Genomic DNA, 18,403 nt, shown 5'->3' with positions numbered 1-18,403 from the left:
AATGGAGATGAAGGAATTCCATTATCAGGACGGCCTGCGGGTCAGTCTGTTCAATCTCGATCACAAGGCTGTCCCCTATCACTTCCATAACGAAGTGTCCGATATGATGTATTGCTCAAGGGGGCAGATCACGATCGAGCTGCCCGACACGGACGAGGTATTCACCGTCCAGCCGGACCAGGTGTTCCAGGTTCCCCACCCGAGCAAGCACAGGTTTGTCAATGGAGCACCGGTCGGAACGCCCTCACGCTACGTTCTCCTGCAGATCGGCGCATTCGACATCAACTTCGTCCCGGCCGCCAAGGACATCGCGGGGCAGTTCGCCGAGCGCGCGGCGACGCATGTCACGGGCGGCGCCGTCTACATCGAGGACCGTAAGAGCGACATCAGTAAACTCGCCGATCATTTCGAACAGGAGAAGCCCGAGGTCCTGGACTCGGAGGAGCAGGCCGACGTCGTCGCGGCACTGCGGTGCTTCGCTTCCCGTGGGGTGGAGACCGCGCACCCGCGAGGTGGCCGCAACTCTTGACCGACACGCCCCTGATCTCCTTCGACGTGGCCACCGTCACGTTGATCGTCGTGACGTTCTTCGTGGGTGGGTTGGTCAAGGGGCTGACCGGCCTCGGCCTGCCGCCTGTCGTCCTCGGGATTCTCGCTGCGACGGTCGGGATCAACCCCGCGAAGGCGCTGATTCTCATTCCGACGTTCCTGACCAACGTCCTGCAGGCTTCGCAAGGCGGTCACGGCCGGGAAGTCGTTCGGCTCACATGGCCGTTTCTCCTGGCGGCCACGGCCTTCACCGTCTCCGGTGCGTTCACACTGAGCTATTTCCGGGCAGACGTGATGTCGTCCCTGCTCGGCTTGGGGCTCGCGGTGTATGGAACGCTCGGACTGTTCAGGCTCCGGGTGAACATCAGAGCCAGGTGGTGGCACCACCCCGCGGGTGTGCTCTTCGGAGCCACCAACGGCTTCCTCACCGGAATGACCGGCTCGTCAGCCGTCCCAGGAGTCTTCTACCTGCAATCCCTTGGGCTTCTGCGCGATCAACTGGTGCAGAGCATGGGCATCCTCTTCACGCTCTCCACTGTTGGTCTGGCATGGTCGCTGCGGACGCAAGACCTGCTCACCATGAATCTCGGCGTCATGTCAGCCGCCGCCTTGGCCCCGGCGTTTCTCGGGATGTCGCTCGGCAATCGGATCCGCCGGGGGATCTCCGAGGAAAAGTTTCGAACGGTACTGTGTGTCGCCCTGTTGCTTCTCGGCCTGTACATCGCGATACAGAGCCTGACTGGCTGATAAGGCCTCATGATGCAAGGAGAGGAACACATCATGGAACGCGGTCTCGCCGAACTGCTGCGTGAGTTGGAGGAATTCGGAGAGGTCAACGATGCGTCGGCGGACGACCGAAGTCGGAAGATGCTGAACATCACACACGACACCGGCGTATTCCTCGCGTTACTTGTCAAGGCATGCAAGGCCAAGAACGTGCTGGAGATCGGGACGTCGAACGGCTACTCGACGTTGTGGCTCGCAGACGCCGTGGGCGAGGACGGGTCGGTCACCACCATCGAACGGGCACCTCACAAGATCGCGATGGCTGAGCAGAACTTTCGGCGCGCCGGGCTCTGCCCTCGCATTCAGCAGATCGCGGACGACGCCGGCCTCTTCATCGCGTCGTGCGGTGCGGGCGAGTACGACTTCATTTTTCTGGACAGCGATCGCGGACAGTACGCCGACTGGTGGCCCTCGTTGCAGCGGATCCTCGCGGACGGCCGCCTGCTCGTGGTCGACAATGCGACCTCCCACGCCCACCAGATGGAAGACTTCAACCGCCTGGTCGCGGCTTCGGATGGCTACCTCAGTTCCCTTTCCCCGATCGGCAAAGGCGAGTTGGTGATTCTGAAGGACACCTGACAGTCCTGGTGCAAACGCTGCCGCCCGCCCCGGCGGGGCGACGAACGCGCTGCCGCCTGCGGTGACCGCACGCTCTTCCGGGCCCCCGGCCCCCCTACCCGGCCGGCCCTGACACACGATCACGGACGCGGCCTGCTCCGGTCTGCTCCCGAGAGCGGAGCGGACTGCAGGCGTTGCATCCACAAGGAGCTTATGTACTGGCCGTTCTTCACGGCGTACTCGTGGAAGGTCCCGATCTCGGCAAAGCCGAACTTGCGGTGCAAGGCCACCGACGCGTCGTTCGGCAGGGCGATGCCGGCGAGGACGACGTGTACCGGTTCGTCGGCCAGGAGGCCGAAGAGCGCACGGTACAGGGCGGTTCCCAGCCCCTGCCCTCTACTGACCTCACCGAGCCCGACGCTCACCTCGACCGTTTCCCGGAAAGCGTCCTGAGCGCGGTAGCGTTGGCTGCACGCATAACCGAGGACCTGGTTACCGCAGCGGGCGACGAGCATCCGATACGGGCCCGTTTCCGCGAACTGAGCGAACCAGTCGCGCCGCTCCTCCGTAAGCAGCGGCCTGGTGGCGAACCGGGCGTGCGAGGTCGCGGCCGTGTGATTCTGGATGGCGACGATCCCGGGCAGATCACGCGCAGTCGCAGGGGCGAGTTCGACAGCCGTCTCGTGAATCTCGTGCACAGTGCGGCTCCTCAGGCCAAAGGGGACGTCGTACCGGCACGCTATGGGCGCCGCCGGCCACGCAGAACCCCATGATTCAAAGCGGCTGGCCATAGGGTGCGCCTATGGCACTGGAACTCGCAGACCTGCGCGTCTTCGTCACCGCCGCCTCCGCCGGCTCGCTGTCCGCCGCGGCACGTGAACTGCGGGTCGCACAGCCGTCCGTCAGCGAGCGGCTGCGCCGGCTGGAACGGCTCGTCGGCCGGCCGCTGCTCAACCGGTCGAGCCGAGGAGTGTCACTGACGCCCGCGGGAGAACGGCTGCTGCCCCACGCCGAGCGGTGCCTGGATCTGACGGTCCGAGCCCTGGACATCGCCCGGGAGGACGACACCCAGGGCACCCTGCACGTGACCACTCACGCCGGCTACGCACCGTTGGCCGTCCCCTTCGTCATCGGCGCCCTACAGCCGCTCGGATACGCCGTCGTGGTCGACGACCAGCACAGCCCGAGCGCACTGCGACGAGTGGCCGCGGGCACGACCGACATCGCCATCACGCTGCCGGTGCCGCACGCCCACGAGGTACGGCTGCACAAGTTCCGCAGTGAGCCGGTCATCGCGGTCTGCCACCCGGACCACCCGCTCGCGGCACGCCCCTGCGACACCGCCCGGTTGAGCGGTCACCCCCTCGCCGTGAACTTCTGGGGCAGTGGTGCGGACCTCTTCCACGAACAGCTCCTGGACGCCCCCACCCGCGCGCATCAGCTCTACCGCATCAGCTCCGCCGAGACCGCAGCCGATCTCGCGCGCTCCGGGCAGGCCGTCGCCGTCCTGACCCGCGCCACGGTCGAACGCGACCTCGCCACCCGCTCCCTGGTCGAACTCGACGTGAGCGACATGCCCGAATGGCACGTCGACCTCATGGCAGCCCACCACCGCGAACGCGCCGCCGAGCCCGCCATCGCTGCCGTGATCAACGCCCTGGAGCACCTCGGGCCCTGACGCACCGCACCCCACGGACACCGGCCTCGGGGAACATTGGTACAGCGGTTGGCGCTGAGAACGATCATGGTCGGCTAGTACACCGGCTGGAGGCTCCGCTGGGGTTCGCGGAAAGATCGCTGGGCCGGTACCGGTGCTGGCTACGGTCCGTCCGTGCCGGTGGAGTTTCTGACTGATGAGCAGGCTGTTATCTGGACTCTTCGAGATCAACCATCACGCTGAGCTCGGTGTTTGTGTCGCTGACGGTGTCAGCGACGTGAGGTCTCGGCGGTCGTGGGGATGCCTCGGCGGAGGTCTCGGAGTTGCCCGAGTGTGACCGCGAGTTCGTTGCGGAGCCGCTCGTTCTCCTCGTTGAGTCTCTGGTTGACCCCTCGCAGCGCGCGCACGACGGCCTCGTGGGACTTGGTGGTGATGCGCTCTTTGTCGGGCAGGGCGGGACGGCCCGAGGTGGGCTGCCCGCCGGCGAGATTCCGCAGTCTGGTCAGCAGATCCGTCTGGGCGTCGTCATAGAGGAAGGTGCGGGAAACGCCGGCCCGAGAAGCGACCCCGGCGACGGTGACCGGGCCGCCGTCACGCTCCAGGCTGTTCAGGACTGCTTGGACGCGTTCGATGCAGTCCAAGCGACGTTGTTGAGCGGCTTCGGCCAGGTGGGCCGAGTTGTTAGCCCGCATCAGATGCCCTCTCGGTCTCGTGGCGGACGGCTTCGCTGTCCGGTGGCGGGGACAGCTCGTCGTGTTCCTGCTCGGTGATGCTCGCGATGACATGCTCGACGGCGGTGGCCAGCCGCTCGTTGACGGCGGCAGCGCGAGGACGCTCCGCTGCCGTGGCGCTGACCTGCAGTTCGCGTGTGCGGGCGAGGGTGTCGCGGTGGATCGGCAGGAACTGCCGATCGGTTTGGAAGTCTTCGCAGAAGTAGCAGCCGTCGGCGGCGGTCTTGGGGCAGGGACGCGCGATGTGCCGTCCGCACCAGCCGCCGGCCACCGCGTGGAGTCGTCGCCCGATCTTCTCGGCGAGCCACTCGACGCCGGACAGGTCGGCGTCGCGGCGGACCTTGACGGCCTCGCCCTTGAGGTTGAAGCGGACCTCGTACTTCTCCTCGTACTCACGGCGAAGCGTGTCGTCCGCGATGCGTGAGTAGTGCTCCTGCATCTCCCAGGAGGTGTGACCGAGGACTTCGCGGATGGTGCGTCCGGACACGCCCGCGTTCGCCATTCTGGTACCCAGGGTGTGCCGGAACTGGTGCCAGTTGACGACGGCGGCGTCGCCGTTGGAGTCGATGAGCCGGATGCGCTTCAGCCAGGCGTCGAAGCGGGTGTCGGCCGTGCCGTAGGGCATCGGATACTTCCCGTCCGGGTTGCCGCTGACCTTGGGGAACAGCCAGTGGCAGCCGTCGCTGAAGCGTTCCCGGACGCGGCCGTGCTGCCCGCGGATAGCGTCCACGACCACGCGTGAGGCGGGGATTGCGCGGAAACTCTTGTCCTTGCTCTTGTAGTGGACCAGGGCCCAGCGGCCCGACGGGGTCTTCTTCAGGCAGTCGGTCTTCAAAGTGAGTGCCTCGCCGATGCGGAGCCCCTCGTCTCGGCAGATCAGCACCAGCGTGCGGGTCTCGGGGTCGAGCAGGGCCAAGTTCTCCTCGGACTCGATCTGCTCCATCAGGTACTCGTCGATGAAGTTGGCCTTCAGCCCGCGCTGGCGCGGGTACTCGTCCCGGTGGATCCGGGCATCCGGCGGCAGCACGGGCTGCCAGCCGTAGCGGCGCCACGTTTCGAGCATGGTGGAGATCACCGACAGCAGGCGGATGCGGCTGCCGGGGCTCACCGGCTGCCCGTAGTGAGGGCCCTTCTTCTCCACCGTCCTGCGGCCGACCCAGCCGATGTACGACTCCAGCAACGCACGGTCCAGGACTGCCGGGTCGTTCTGCTGGTCGGGGCGGCTTTCGGTGATGAACCGGGAGAAGACAACAACGTCGTGGACATTGCGCGCAACCGAGCGCAGTTCCGTGCGCGCGAGCCGCAGCCGCATGTAGCGCTTGGTCCTCTCCCGTAGCCAGGGCTGGGTGATGCCGGTGAAGTCCAGTGGGGCGACCTGTCGCCGTTCCTCGATGCTGTAGCCGAGGCGTTCCGGACGCCACACGTCCCTGTCCCACTCCTCAGCAGGGCCGTCGAGGTCATCAAGGGCTTCCAGCAGGTCCGTGAAGAGCTGCGGAACGGTGGTGTGGTTGAGCGACAACTGGCGCCAATAGCAGGCATGTTGGTCGCGTACCGAAGTGACGCCCTCAGCGATGACGGTGTTCACCGCGCGGACCCAGGAACTGGGAACCACCTTCGACCGGCGCTGGTCGGTGCGGACCTGGAGCAGGTACTGGAACTCCAACGCCACCAGCGGCGGGAGACCTGCAACGGAGAAGCTCGGGGCGGCGCGGCGCTCCAGTTCTGCGCGCAACTCCGACAGGGGCGGCCGTCCGACCTTCGTCCAGCGGTAGTGGTGTCCGTCGCACAGACCGTGACGGCTGACCTCATAACCACAGCCCGCGAAGCCACACCGTCCGGCAGCCGGACGTGAGAGCACCGCCGCCGCAGCCGCGTACTGACGGACGCCGATGCTCTGGCCGCGCGAGTGCAGGCCGTTACAACCGGAAAGGTGCAGGTCACACAGGCGCGACAGGCCCCCGGAATAGGGGCATCCGACGACCAGACACGAAGCCACCTCCAGGCTCAGCCCTGCTGGCCTGTTCGCCGGGTCCGCGATCCATGCCTCACGTTCGGGGCGCCCGGCCTTGCGCCAGGCCACATCATGATCGGCGCACAAGCCCCGGGAGGCGTTCTTCCTCAAGCACGTGGTGATCACGCACGGGGGCGGAGCCAGGAAGTGTCCGGCCGGAGGGACGAACCGCTCGCCCCGGAACTCTGGCCGCACCACACCCAGAAGGGCAGCGGTTCGCGGATCCCCGGGAAACGGGACAACGGCGGCCATACGGCCGTCGGCGTTCACCGGGCGCCCCGGAAGCCGACACGGTCCAGCTCTTCGGCCAGGTCGTCAGCGTCCAGATGGTTGTAGGTATCTGCCGTGGTGTGGACCGAGCCGTGCGTGAGCAACTCACTCGCCACCTCCAGGCGCACGCCCGCCCGCAAAAGCGCTGTCGCGTGAGTGTGCCGGAAGAGATGTGGATGAAAGTCGACTCCCGCCCGCCGCCGCAGCCGCTTGACCAGGCTCATCGCCGCCCAGTACTTCATCGGTGCACCGACCGTCCCGTTCCACAGGTTCACGAACACGTAGTCGCAGTCCAGCTCGCCGTACTCGGCGAACAGGTAGTCGGTGTAGAGGTCGAGCAACGTCTGCCGGACCGGGATCTCCTTGGGGTCCCGGCTCTTGCCGCGTGCCCTGTTGGCGTTGTTGTCCCGGGGCCGCAACGTCAAGGTCCGCCGGTCCGTATTGATGTCCTCGTGCCGCAGCCCCAGCGCCTGCCCGATCCGGCAGCCGGTCTCGAACATCAAGGCCATCAGCAGGCGGTCCCGCAGTCGCTCACAGGCGTCCAAAATCTGCTGCACCTCGGCATCTGCCAGAGTCCCGGGCCGCCGCTTGATCTGCTTCAACCGAGTCGGCCGTCCGGTGACCTGGCGCTCGGCGATGCCGGCCAGGAAGCCACCGTGGTCTCCGATCGAGGTCGCCCGGCGATGTGTCAGCTGGGCGCCCATACCGACACCGCGGCGGGCGAGGAACTCGTAGAACATGTAGACGCTGTTCAGCGCGCGGTTCACCGTCGACGCCTCGCGGGCCGGCCCGCCATCGGTATCCGCCAGCCGCAGCCGTCCGGGCTGGACCGGGCGCCGCAACCACCCGGCGAACTGGTCCACCTGTTCAGGGGACGCCGCCAGCAGATCGATGCCCAGGAGCTGTAGGAAGTCCAGCCACGCCTTCAAGTCAAAGGCCCGGGCGCGAGCGTGTTCGGTGAGTGCTCCCGGTCGGTACACAGCGCGAGGTAGTCATCCACCGGCTCGACGACCCGTCCCTCATCGTCCACGACGGCGTACGTCTCCTGCCGCACCCCGGACCCCACGACCCGTCGCACGTACATCGCGGCCCCTCCCCACCCAGTTGATCCCTCGGATGGAGCAACGACCGTCGCGGACAACGGTCACGAGAGCATGTCAGCCACAGGGACAGACACCCCGTTGGGCACCGCGTGGCGTACGTCCCTGACACCTTCAGACCAAGTACAGATAAAGGCTGAGGCGTACGGGAAGTTCGCCGAGGAGCCGACCCGCCCAGCTGGAGCGGTTCTTCTTCCTGGACGACGTCGACCGCGATCTGATCGCGCTGCGACGCTCCACGCACCACCAACTGGGCTTCGCGCTCCAGATGTGCACCGTGCGCTACATCGGCCGGTTTCTCCCGGACGACCCGCTCAATGTCCCGTGGCCGGTGGTCGAGCACCTGGCCGGGCAACTCGGGATCGAGGACCCATCGGTGGTGAAGCGGTACACCGAGCGGCCGAAGACGGCGTACGAGCATGCGTGGGAGATCCGGGACACGTACGAGTACCACGAATACGAGGAGCCGGAGTGGTCGCGGCGGTTCCGCACCTTCCTGCACGGGCGGGCGTGGACGCATGCCGAGGGGCCGAAGGCACTGTTCGACCACGCGGTGGGCTGGCTGCGCCGCAACCGAGTGCTGCTGCCCGGGGTGAGCGTGCTGGCCCGGCAGGTGTCGGAGGTCCGCAAGGTTGCGGACAAGAGGCTGCACGCCACCGTGGCGGGGTCCGCTCGCCGTGCGGACCCCGCGCTGCCCGGCGACCTGGTGGCGACGCTGAAGACGCCGGAGGGCTCCCGGTTCTCGGAGCTGGAGCGGCTGCGCCGGCCGCCGACGCGGACGACGGGCCCCGCGTTCGCCCGTGCGCTGGAGCGAGTGGACGAGATCGGCTCGTACCGGCTCGGGCGGTTGAAGCTGTCGCAGATTCCGCCTAACCGGATGGCGGCGCTGGCCCGGTACGCGCTGGGGTCGAAGGCGCCGCTGCTGGAACGTGCGGCCGAGCCCAAGCGCACGGCGATGCTCACCGCGGTGATGCGGCACCTGGAGGCGAAGGCGATCGATGAGGCCCTGGACCTGTTCCAGGTCCTGATGGCCACCCGGCTGCTGAACACGGCGAAGCGGAAGGCAGAGAAGGAGCGACTGTCCACGCTGCCGCAGTTGGAGAAGGCGTCGCGCACGCTCGCGCGTGCAGCGAAGGTGCTGTTCGAGGAGCTGGAGCTGTTCGAGGAGCACGGCGCGGACCTGGACGTGGCCGCACTGTGGGCGGCGCTGGAGGAAGTCGCCCCGCGCGCCGCCGTGATGACCGCCGCGGCCACGGTGGTGTCGCTGGTGCCCGAGGACGAGGGCTCGGCCGAGGTCGCGATGCGGGCCGCGCTCGCGACCCGGTACGCCACGGTGCGTCCGTTCCTGTTCGCTGCTGGGCGAGTCGAAGGCACTGGACGCGGCGAGTGCCGGCAAGCGGGTCCTGGCCGGGGTCCGCGCCCTGCCGGCGCTGGCGCGGCGGAAGGTGGGCGTCAAGCCGCTGCTGCCGCGCGAGGTGGACGACAAGCTCGTGCCCCCGGCGTGGCGCAAAGCGGTGTACGCCAACCCCGAACTTCCGCACGGCGCGGTGGACCGGGACGCGTACGTGGTGTGCGTGCTGGAGCAGATGTACCGGGCCTTGAACAACCGTGACGTCTTCGCCTCGCCCTCGCACCGCTGGTCCGACCCGCGCGGCCGCCTGCTGGACGGCGCCGAGTGGGAGGCCGTCCAGGAGGACGTGCTGGCCGGGCTGAGCCTGGACATGCCCGTCGAGGAGCACCTGGCGGAGCTGGTGCGGGGGCTGGACGCCGGGTGGAAGCAGCTCGCGGAACGTCTGGAGGAGGCGGGGCCGGCGGCGAAGGTCTCCATCGAGGTTCAGGACGACGGGCGGGTGAAGCTGAACGTCGACAAGCTCGGCGCGCTCGGCGAGCCGAAGTCCCTGACCTGGCTGCGCAAGCGGGTCGAGAAGATGCTCCCGAAGATCGACCTGCCGGACCTGCTGTTCGAGGTGAACGCCTGGACCGGTTTCCTCGACGCCTTCGTGCACCTCGGGGACGGCACCACCCGGATGAAGGACTTGTCCACCTCGGTGGTCGCGCTGCTGGTGTCCGAGGCGTGCAACATCGGCCTGGCCCCGGTGGTGAACCCCGGCTACGAGGCGCTGACCCGTGCCACCAGGTGCCGGTCTACGCGGACAACGCCAGGATCGGTGATCAGCCCTTCCGGTACATCGGTGGCGGATACTTCGAGACCAACTGCAAGAACGAGGATGGCTATCCCAGCGGGGGGCACAAGCACCCGTACCGGTGGGAGTACACCACCTATGGGGGTGGTGGTGGCGGGTGGGTCCCCGACAGCGCTGTCGCCGACGACACGGACCCCATCCAGCCGTGCCCACACTGAGCACGTCCTGGTGGCCACTCCTCGTGGCTTGAGCGGCAGCAACCGCATGGCCGGTGGAGGTCGCAGACCACCACTGGCCATGCGGCTCGCTGCTGCGCTCAGAGCGCCCTCGCTCGCCGCCTGGGGGTGCCGACCGCCGCGGTACAAGGCCCTGTCCTCCCGAAGCTGACACCAGACGACAAGTAGCTCTCTGTAGCGGATCAGGGGTGCGCTTGTCAGGTGTTCCGGGTTTCTCGTCCTGGCGGTGGTGATGCTCCGTCACCTTGGTCGCGTCACGACGACCGGGAGGAGACCAGGGTGCGGCAGGACTGGGAGCCGGAGGATCTGATCGAGGTCTGGACGCTGCTGGAGGAGGACCAGGAGCGGTTACGGAACAAGTCGGGTGCGAACCGGCTGGGGTTCGCGTTGTTGTTGAAGTTCTTCGAGGTGGAGGCCCGGTTCCCGGAGGACGTGTCGGAGATACCGGTGGCGGCGGTGTCGTACGTCGCCCAGCAGGTGAAGGTGCCCGCAGAGGAGTTCACCGGGTACGACTGGACGGGGCGGGCGATCAGCCGTCACCGCAGGGAAATCCGGGAGGCGTTCAAGTTCCGTGAGTGCACGGTGGAGGACCAGGCCCAGCTCGCGGAATGGCTGGCCGTGGAGTTGTGCGGGGTGGAGCTGTCGCGTGACCGGCTCGCGGAGGCGGTGGTGGCGCGCTGCCGCAATGACAGGATGGAGCCGCCGGCCCCGGCGCGGGTGACGCGGCTGGTGGGCTCGGCGGTCAACACCTTCGAGGAACGGTTCTGCGCGACGACGGTGGGACGGCTGTCGGCGGCGACACGGTCCCGGCTGGACGACCTGATCTCCGAGGACGATGGCGACGGCGAGGAGAGCAGCGGCGACAGTACGGGCGGTGGTGGGACGTTCTTCACCGAGTTGAAGGCCGACCCGGGAGCGCTCGGGCTGGACAGTCTGCTGGCGGAGGTGAACAAGCTCCAGCGGGTGCGCGGGTTGGAGTTGGCGCCGGAGCTGTTCGGGGACGTGTCGGAGAAGCTGGTGGCCGTGTGGCGGGCGCGGGCGGCGAAGGAGTATCCCTCGGACCTGCGGGCGGCTGCGCCTCCGGTGCGGTACACGCTGCTGTCGACGCTGTGGCGGGTGCGGACCGTGCTGCGTTCGTCGTACTCCAACCACTGGCGCCGGATGCTCTCGCCGCTGCTGGGCGCGTTGGAGCTGAAGTGCAACAACACCGCTTACCGGCCGGTGATGGACGCGATTGACCTGCTCAAGCGGTATCTGGACCAGCCCATCGCCAAGGAGGGCGCGTACTTCGACGAGGCGGAGAAGATCCCGCTGGCGGGGGTGGTGCGGGACGAGTGGCGCAAGGCGGTGGTCGACGACAAGGGCCGGGTCGAGCGCATCCCGTACGAGCTGTGCGTGCTGGTCGCCCTGCGGGACGCGCTGCGGCGGCGGGAGATCTGGGTGGCCGGGGCGAACCGGTGGCGCAACCCCGAGGACGACCTGCCGCCGGACTTCGAGGACAACCGCGATGTCCACTACGACGCGATCCGCCAGCCGCTGGACGCCACCGCGTTCACCGACGCGCTGGAGAAGCGGCTCCGTGATGCGCTGACCCGCTTCGATACGGCGCTGGAGCTGGGCACCACGGGCGGGGTGGAGATCGTGAAGAAGCACGGCGAGCCGTGGATCAAGGTGTCGCCGCAGGGCAAGCAGGAGGAGCCGGAAAACCTCACCGCGCTGAAGGCGGAAATCGAGCGCAGGTGGGGCACCATCGACCTGATCGACATCCTCAAGGAGGCCGAGTTCGCCACCGGCTTCACCTCCGACTTCACCTCGGTCGCCACCCGCGAGGCGGTGCCCAAGGCGGTCCTGCGGCGCCGACTGCTGCTCGTGCTGTTTGCGCTCGGCACCAACATGGGCATCAAGCGGGTCGCGGTCACCAGTAAGCACGGTGAATCGGAGGCTGTACTGCGCCGGGTGCGGCACCTATTCGTCAACCGCACCAACCTGCGCGCCGCGTTGGTGCGCATGGTCAACGCCACCTTCGCGGCCCGTGATGCGGCCTGGTGGGGCGAGGGGACCGCGTGCGCCTCCGACTCCAAGAAGTTCGGCTCCTGGTCGTCGAACTTCATGACCGAGTGGCACCAGCGCTACCGCGGCCCCGGCGTCATGATCTATTGGCATGTCGAGAAGAAGTCGCTGTGCGTCTACAGCCAGCTCAAGAACTGCTCCGCGTCCGAGGTCGCGGCGATGATTGAGGGCGTGCTGCGGCACTGCACCGACGTGGAGATCGACCGGCAGTACACCGACACCCACGGCGCGTCCATCGTCGGGTTCGCCTTCTCCCACATGCTCGGCTTCAACCTGCTGCCCCGGCTGAAGAACGTCGGCTCCGCGCGGCTGTACCGGCCGACGACCGGGGAGGACGCGAAGTGGCCGCACCTGGCGCCGGTGCTCTCCAGCAAGACGATCAACTGAGAGCTGGTCCGCCAGCAGTACGACCAGATCGTCAAGTACACCACCGCGCTCCGCCTCGGGACGGCGGAGGCCGAGCAGGTCCTGCGCCGTTTCACCCGTGGTGGCCCCAAGCACCCCACCTACCAGGCGATCGAGGAACTCGGGCGGGCTGTGCGGACGGCGTTCATCTGCGACTACCTCGCCGACGCCGACCTGCGCCGGGAGATCAACGACGGCTTGCAGGTGGTGGAGAACTGGAATAGCGCCAACCACGACCTGTTCTACGGCAAGGACGGCGACCTGACCGGCTCCGACAAGGAGAGCCAGGAAGTGTCCATGCTCGCCCTGCACCTCCTCCAGTCGGCATTGGTACACGTCAACACTCTTCTGCTCCAGGACATCCTGTCCGAGGAGAAGTGGCAGAAGCGACTTACGGACGCGGACCGGCGGGCGCTGTCCCCGCTGTTCTGGACCCATGTGAACCCGTACGGCAGGTTCGAGCTGGACATGGCCTCGCACCTCGACATCACACTGCCCACCGTGCCCGGCCCCCGCGCCGCGCCGGATGCCCAAGCCGGTGCCGGAGAACCGGCACCGGACCGTACGGAGGCGTGACCTATCGGGTCAGGCGCGGGCGGCACGTTCTTCGGGCACCGACTGAGAACATCCGGTCGTACGGCCGTGAAACCAAAGGTGCGATGCAGGGTCCGCTCCAGCTTCCAAGGCCATGATCGTTCTCATCGATACTGGCTGCTCGGTTGGTCCCGAACCCCGGTTCAGCCGTGCTCGGGCTCCACCGGGAGCCACAGTTCGGCGTCGGCCTCGGTCTTCTCCGGCGACAGGCGGGTGCGCAGGATCTCAGGGCCGGTGCGGGTGCGATACGGGTTCGACGGGAACCACTCGGTGAACACGTCCCGCCACAGCTCCTGGATGGCCCGCGGCACCGGCCCGGAGGTGGTGAAGACCGCCCAGGTGCCGGCTGGGACGGCCAACGTGGTCGTGCCCTCCAGAGCGGCCGCGGAGGTGATCACGCCGTGGTGGTAGTCGAGTTCAGTGCCCTCGGCGCGGCTGGGGTCCATGCCGTCACAGACCGCGACGATGCCGTGCGGCTCCTGGTCCGACAGCTTCTCCAGGCCCTCCAGGGTCCGCGGGTCGATCCCACGGACAAAGTCCATGATCGCCTGGTTCGGCCCGGCATGCACCAGCGGTACCCGGGTCTTGAGCCCGACGACGGTGAAGTCCGCCTTGTCCACGACGCGGTATCGCATACTGCTACTCCCTTCGATGATGAGGCGGAAAGCCATCCGGGACTGGGAGTTGAGCGCTGCGCCGGTACGCCGGGCCTCGCCCGGTCCGATGCCGTGCATGGCACGGAACGCCCGCGCGAACGCCTCGCCGGAGCCGTAGCCATAGCGCACCGCGATCTCCAGCAGCGTCTCACGTCCCGCGAGTACTTCGGCGCCCGCGAGGGTGAGCCGGCGGCGCCGGACGTACTCCGACAGCGGCATGCCCGCGAGCGCGGAGAACATCCGGCGCAGGTGGTACTCAGAGGTGGCCGCGATGCGTGCCACCTCCTCCACGTCGAGGTCCTGGTCGAGATGGCACTCGATGTGCTCCATGGCCTGGTTCAGCTGTTCCAGCATGCCCGGCCTCCTTCCTCTTCCCTCACGGCCACTTTGCCAGCGATGGCCGTGAGGCACGTTTACGCTGCGCTGCGGTCGGTGCCGTCCCCGTCCGGACCGGGGGTGTCCTGTCCCAGGCCCCGGCGGATCGCGATCTCCACGGTTGAGTACGTGCCGTCGGCCCGCTCCAGTTCGTACGGCGCGGCCGGCATCAGCGGCGGCTGGGCCATGAAGCGCGGCCGCACCCCGTGGTGCGGTTGGGCCGCGTGCACCAGGAACGGATGGCACAGGAAGACGTCCCCCGGGGACCCGGTGGCGAGGGCGAGTGGCCGGTGGTCGGACGCCGCCACCAGATCGGGTGCGAGGGTCAGCCCGCTCGCCCCGTCCTCCCCGTACTTCTCCAGCACTTTCGGTACGTCGAGGTGCGAGCCGACCCGGATCCGGGTCGGAGCGTCCTGTTCACCGACCTCGCTGAACAGGAACAGCATCAGCAGCGCCCGGCCCTGGGAGCGCAGATTGGTGAAGTACCAGCTCTCGCCCTCCGGCAGATAGCTCCCCTCGATGTGCCAGCCCGCGTCGTCCGGCTCCTCCTCGTGCGGGAAGCGCAGCGGGAACGTGCCCAGCGAGTAGCGCGGCTCCCAGCGTCCCGCGCCGACGAGCAGGTCGTACGCGCGGTGCAGGGACGGGGAGTTGGGTGCGGCGGCGAACGGCCCCTGCGCCATGCCGCCCACCCAGTGCAGGGGTTGCGTCCACGTCGACGGGTCGTCCGGGTCGCAGCCCGTCTCTCGCCAGAGCAGCCGCGTGCAGTCCGCGGCCACGCGCGGCGCGACGGCGCCCTCCAACTTCACGAAGCCGTCGCGGAGGAAACGGGATACCAAGGTCGTGTCATCCATGCCCCCATCGTGCGGCGACACCGCCCCCGATCACCCGACATTCTCCGCACCGCCTTTGTCGGGTGATCACCGGAGCGCGGTCAGGCGGCGCACCGCCTAGCCGACCATGATCAATCTCAGCGGCACTTCCTGTACCGCAACTACACACCTGCTCTTCCTCGTACCGAACGGGCCCGGCAAGCCGGGCGCGACGCCGAGCTGGGCCGCGCCGCCCTTGGCCCGGTGGAAGGCGCGGATCACTTGCTGCCCTCCAGCTGGCGCGGGACCCGGGAGGTCCGCAACTCCTTGAGGTCCGGGATGTGGTTGTAGAGCGTGCCGACCGAGACGCCGAGGATCTTGGCGATGGTGGTGACGCTGTTCTCGGGGTTGGGCAGCATGTCGCGGGCCGCCCGGATGAGGTCGTCGTTGACGACCGACGGCCGCCCGCCGACCTTGCCCCGGGCGCGGGCGGCGGCCAGGCCCTCGTGGGTGCTGGCCACGATGAGTTCGCGGATGAACTCGGCCAGCGCCGCGAAGACGTGGAAGATCAGGCGCCCGCCCGGGGTCGTGGTGTCGAGCGCCTCATGGAGGGACTGAAAGCCGATCCCGCGCTCGCGGAGTTCGGCGACCATGTTGACGAGGTCCTGGAGCGAGCGGCCGTACCGGTCGAGGCTGGGCACCACGAGCGTGTCGCCGCGGTCGAGGAAGGCGTGGCAGGCCTTCAGCTCCGGGCGCAGGTCGTTCTTGCCCGACTTCTTGTCGGCGAAGATCTTGCGGCAGCCTGCAGCGGTGAGGGCGTCGATCTGGCGGTCGAGCTTCTGCCCACCGGTCGACACCCGGGCGTTAGCTCTGCGGTTTGAGTGTGTCTCGTGAGGGTGAAGTTCACAATCCGTATCGCCTGCTGCATCTGAGCCACACCATGCACGGACACGTCTCATGCCCAGTTATCGGGCGTACCCGATCCGGATGTCGGTGAGGACTGCGGGTGAGGCGACGAGGAGTTCGGAAGGCTCGCTGCTCGCCGTGCTCCCACGGCTTGGAGCGACATCTTTCAACGGCTTGTCGCCATGCTGCCGGTACGCGATGTACTCGCGCTCCCAGGCCAGACGGGCCCGAAAGCGGCCGGCCTGTGCCACGCCACGGACGAGACACTCACCGGCGCCTACGACGCCCCCGGCGTGGTCAGCCGGACCGTGGTCGTCCGCCCCGACGCATTCCATGGAGCGAGTGGGGCGGACGCGGCCGACGAGCGGCCCTGAGCGACGGCGCACGAACCGTGGCGAGATCTCGTTGGAATGTGTCATTCGAGCCTATACCCGCTGCGCGCATCGGCTCCTAGTGTCGAGGTGAAGTCGGTGACAGTCGGCTTCCGATCCAATGAAAGACACTCATATGCACGTCCAGATCGTGTTGTTCGACGGGTTCGATCCCCTTGACGCCATCTGGCGCCCCGACGGCCCGAGCCCGCCGCTTTCCGAGCGCCCCGCACCGCCCCGCACGTCACGAGCAAGGAAGCGCCACTTCATGTCCACTGAAATCGAAGGTGTTGGGGACTTGACCACCGTCACGCCCATCGGACGGGTACGCCCCGTCGTCGAACTGCGCACGGAGGACGGGCTGCTGGTCGGCACCGCCCACCGCGACACGCTCACCGGTACCTCCAAGGCCGGGCGCCTCTCGTCCTCAAAAGTCACCGGCCGACGCCGCTGCGACGATGTCGCCGATGTCGCCGGGCGGGCGCGATGACGACATCACGCGCCGCGTCTGCGGCCACTGCTGCGGCTGCGACAGGGGCACCCGCACTGGTGTTCCTGGCCGCAAACGGGATCGGCGGTCTGCGGCCCGCATCTGCCGCCGCAGCGGTGACCGCCGTGCTCGTCCTCATGTGGCGGCTGCGCGCCCGGCGGCAGGTCCGGCACGCGGTCGTCGGAGCCCTGCTGGCGACAGCCTGCGCGGCCGTGGCCGCCTGGACAGGTCAGGCGCGGGGGTTCTTCCTGCTCCCCATGGTGATCCCGGCCGTGGCGACGGCGGCATGCCTGCTGTCTCTCGCGGCCAACCGCCCCCTGGCCGGTCTCGTCGCGAACAGGATCGTGGGCGGCCCACCCGGGTGGCGCTCGCACCGAGGGCTGCACCGCTTCTATGCGGTATCAACGGTAGTGATCGCGCTCGTAAGTCTCGCCAGCCTGGCCGCGCAGGTGGCACTGTACCGCTGGAGCGAGGTCGCCTGGCTGGGGCTCCTACACGTCCTGATGGGACCGATGTGGGCCGCCATCACAGCTCTGTCGATACTGCTGGCCCGACTGACGGTCACCCGCGAGCGGAACGCCGCTGAGGCCGGCGACTGCTGACGGCCTGCCGGATCAGCTGCCCGCGCCCGCGCCCGCGCCCGCGCCCACGCCCGCGCCCGCCCATCGCTCTGGCCGAGGCGGCTGATACGACACGCTCACGCACCCAGCCTTGGGGCGCATGACAGGCAAACCGGGGGAACGCAGTGGCTGAGCGACGCTGCGGCACGAGCGGGACCGGATGGACGAGCGCATCCGCTGCCTCACCCGCAACCGCGACGCGATCGCCGAATACCTGGACGGGACTTCGAGTTCAACCGTGACACCAACTCGGCTACGTCCAGGGGGATGTGACCGGCCGACGGCCTCCCGAGGGGAATGAGGTGAACACTTCTCCTCGTGGCCCGTGATCGGCTTCCTGCCCTGGTACCGGCGGTTGTGGTCAAAGGGCTGCTCAGGTGGGGGCGCAGTCGGCTCAGGCGGTGGAGCAGGGGGCGCAGACCGAGGCGAGCCTGACCGCCAGGGCCGGTACGGTGCGGCGGATCAGGAGTGCCCAGGACCAGGGAGCGAAGGTCGTATCCCACGAGCGCCGGGCCGGTGAAGCCGCACAGACGTCCCCACACCCGGCCGAGGATCCGCCGGCCCCTCCGAAGTGGCGGGGCCGGCGGCTTTCCCGGCGTGCGCGTTCCGCCGGGAAAGCTGGAAGGCCGGTCCGCGGAGGCGGGTGCGCCGGGGAGCGGCGACCGCCGGGCCTCGCGAAAGGGCCGTCAGCCCCCGTGAAAGAGGGCCGGATGTACGGGAGGGGATCAGTTTGTGTAGAAGGGGGTCAGCAAGTACGTGTTGGGCTGCTCGCCCACCATGCAGGCGTAGCCCTCGATTGTCCCCTGGCTCTTCAGTGCCTCGCCCCAGTTCCGGCAGTCCGACATAGTGCCGTTCCCCGGAAGGTCCTCGCCCTGCCTCGTGTCTGCCTGAGCCGCTCCGGCGGCTATACCGGAGAGCGCCAGGACGCCGGCGCCGACAACTGCGGCCTTCTTGAGGGTCTTGCGCATTCTTCGTTCCTTTTTGTCTGAGGGCACGCACGCAGGAAGGCGCACGGCCGTTGGGTGGAGATGGACGCGGGATACCACGCGATTTCGGTATACCGGT

16 protein-coding genes and 2 pseudogenes are annotated in these 18,403 nt (G+C 68.1%); 9 read left to right on the top strand and 9 right to left on the bottom strand.

The window, feature by feature from the left end:
* Window position 1: 1 nt before the first annotated feature.
* From ACWGJY_RS25480 to ACWGJY_RS25470, 3 genes are read left to right on the top strand one after another with little or no spacing between them, the layout of a single operon-like run.
* On the top strand, window positions 2–529 hold the full coding sequence (locus tag ACWGJY_RS25480) for a hypothetical protein (protein ID WP_453263163.1): 528 nt from the start codon (window positions 2–4) through the stop codon (window positions 527–529).
* On the top strand, window positions 526–1,296 hold the full coding sequence (locus ACWGJY_RS25475; protein WP_453263162.1) for a sulfite exporter TauE/SafE family protein: 771 nt from the start codon (window positions 526–528) through the stop codon (window positions 1,294–1,296). Before ACWGJY_RS25480 ends, ACWGJY_RS25475 begins: the two co-directional genes overlap by 4 nt.
* A gap of 33 nt (window positions 1,297–1,329) precedes the next feature.
* Entirely contained in the window at window positions 1,330–1,914 is a 585-nt protein-coding gene (locus tag ACWGJY_RS25470) for an O-methyltransferase (protein WP_453263161.1), read from the top strand.
* A gap of 119 nt (window positions 1,915–2,033) precedes the next feature.
* Here ACWGJY_RS25470 and ACWGJY_RS25465 read toward each other — a convergent pair whose 3' ends face one another.
* On the bottom strand, window positions 2,034–2,591 hold the full coding sequence (locus ACWGJY_RS25465) for an N-acetyltransferase family protein (protein WP_453263160.1): 558 nt from the start codon (window positions 2,589–2,591) through the stop codon (window positions 2,034–2,036).
* Window positions 2,592–2,695: 104 nt separating this feature from the next.
* On the opposite strand from ACWGJY_RS25465, the gene ACWGJY_RS25460 reads away from it, so the two are divergent.
* The gene (locus ACWGJY_RS25460; protein ID WP_453263159.1) at window positions 2,696–3,571 is read left to right on the top strand and encodes a LysR family transcriptional regulator; all 876 of its coding nucleotides are present in this window, start codon (window positions 2,696–2,698) and stop codon (window positions 3,569–3,571) included.
* A gap of 248 nt (window positions 3,572–3,819) precedes the next feature.
* Here the strand turns inward: ACWGJY_RS25460 and ACWGJY_RS25455 are convergent, their stop codons facing one another.
* The 4 genes from ACWGJY_RS25455 to ACWGJY_RS25440 all read right to left on the bottom strand — a co-directional run bounded on the left by ACWGJY_RS25455 (window position 3,820) and on the right by ACWGJY_RS25440 (window position 7,646).
* Window positions 3,820–4,242 (bottom strand): DUF6262 family protein, encoded by a 423-nt coding sequence (locus ACWGJY_RS25455; protein WP_453263158.1) that lies wholly within the window; start codon window positions 4,240–4,242, stop codon window positions 3,820–3,822.
* A complete protein-coding gene (locus ACWGJY_RS25450) occupies window positions 4,232–6,013 on the bottom strand; it encodes a tyrosine-type recombinase/integrase (protein ID WP_453263157.1) in 1,782 nt (593 codons plus the stop codon). Before ACWGJY_RS25450 ends, ACWGJY_RS25455 begins: the two co-directional genes overlap by 11 nt.
* A gap of 545 nt (window positions 6,014–6,558) precedes the next feature.
* Window positions 6,559–7,491 (bottom strand): tyrosine-type recombinase/integrase, encoded by a 933-nt coding sequence (locus ACWGJY_RS25445; protein WP_453263156.1) that lies wholly within the window; start codon window positions 7,489–7,491, stop codon window positions 6,559–6,561.
* Entirely contained in the window at window positions 7,488–7,646 is a 159-nt protein-coding gene (locus tag ACWGJY_RS25440) for a hypothetical protein (protein ID WP_453263155.1), read from the bottom strand. The genes ACWGJY_RS25445 and ACWGJY_RS25440 overlap by 4 nt, the downstream gene beginning before the upstream one ends.
* Window positions 7,647–7,767: 121 nt before the next feature.
* On the opposite strand from ACWGJY_RS25440, the pseudogene ACWGJY_RS25435 reads away from it, so the two are divergent.
* Both ACWGJY_RS25435 and ACWGJY_RS25430 read left to right on the top strand, forming a co-directional pair.
* Window positions 7,768–9,794: pseudogene (locus ACWGJY_RS25435) on the top strand (DUF4158 domain-containing protein); the annotation flags it as partial.
* Between the two features lie 449 nt (window positions 9,795–10,243).
* A pseudogene (locus ACWGJY_RS25430) lies at window positions 10,244–13,093 on the top strand (Tn3 family transposase).
* 161 nt (window positions 13,094–13,254) lie between these two features.
* Here ACWGJY_RS25430 and ACWGJY_RS25425 read toward each other — a convergent pair.
* The 3 genes from ACWGJY_RS25425 to ACWGJY_RS25415 all read right to left on the bottom strand — a co-directional run bounded on the left by ACWGJY_RS25425 (window position 13,255) and on the right by ACWGJY_RS25415 (window position 15,808).
* The gene (locus tag ACWGJY_RS25425) at window positions 13,255–14,121 is read right to left on the bottom strand and encodes an AraC family transcriptional regulator (protein WP_453263154.1); all 867 of its coding nucleotides are present in this window, start codon (window positions 14,119–14,121) and stop codon (window positions 13,255–13,257) included.
* A gap of 59 nt (window positions 14,122–14,180) precedes the next feature.
* Window positions 14,181–14,993, bottom strand: a complete 813-nt coding sequence (locus ACWGJY_RS25420) for a phytanoyl-CoA dioxygenase family protein (protein ID WP_327687492.1) — start codon at window positions 14,991–14,993, stop codon at window positions 14,181–14,183.
* Window positions 14,994–15,229: 236 nt separating this feature from the next.
* Window positions 15,230–15,808, bottom strand: a complete 579-nt coding sequence (locus ACWGJY_RS25415) for a recombinase family protein (RefSeq protein WP_453263153.1) — start codon at window positions 15,806–15,808, stop codon at window positions 15,230–15,232.
* Window positions 15,809–16,039: 231 nt separating this feature from the next.
* On the opposite strand from ACWGJY_RS25415, the gene ACWGJY_RS25410 reads away from it, so the two are divergent.
* From ACWGJY_RS25410 to ACWGJY_RS25400, 3 genes are all read left to right on the top strand, one after another.
* Window positions 16,040–16,231: a hypothetical protein gene (locus tag ACWGJY_RS25410; protein WP_453263152.1), complete on the top strand. Its 192-nt coding sequence runs from the start codon at window positions 16,040–16,042 to the stop codon at window positions 16,229–16,231.
* Window positions 16,232–16,526: 295 nt separating this feature from the next.
* A complete protein-coding gene (locus tag ACWGJY_RS25405) occupies window positions 16,527–16,718 on the top strand; it encodes a hypothetical protein (RefSeq protein WP_453263151.1) in 192 nt (63 codons plus the stop codon).
* On the top strand, window positions 16,715–17,320 hold the full coding sequence (locus ACWGJY_RS25400; RefSeq protein ID WP_453263150.1) for a DUF3159 domain-containing protein: 606 nt from the start codon (window positions 16,715–16,717) through the stop codon (window positions 17,318–17,320). The genes ACWGJY_RS25405 and ACWGJY_RS25400 overlap by 4 nt, the downstream gene beginning before the upstream one ends.
* Window positions 17,321–18,063: 743 nt before the next feature.
* Here the strand turns inward: ACWGJY_RS25400 and ACWGJY_RS25395 are convergent.
* Window positions 18,064–18,306, bottom strand: a complete 243-nt coding sequence (locus ACWGJY_RS25395) for a hypothetical protein (RefSeq protein WP_453263149.1) — start codon at window positions 18,304–18,306, stop codon at window positions 18,064–18,066.
* Between the last annotated feature and the right edge of the window lie 97 nt (window positions 18,307–18,403).

This window comes from Streptomyces sp. NPDC054765, from assembly GCF_053612065.1.
This window is presented reverse-complemented; position numbering and strand designations above follow the sequence as displayed.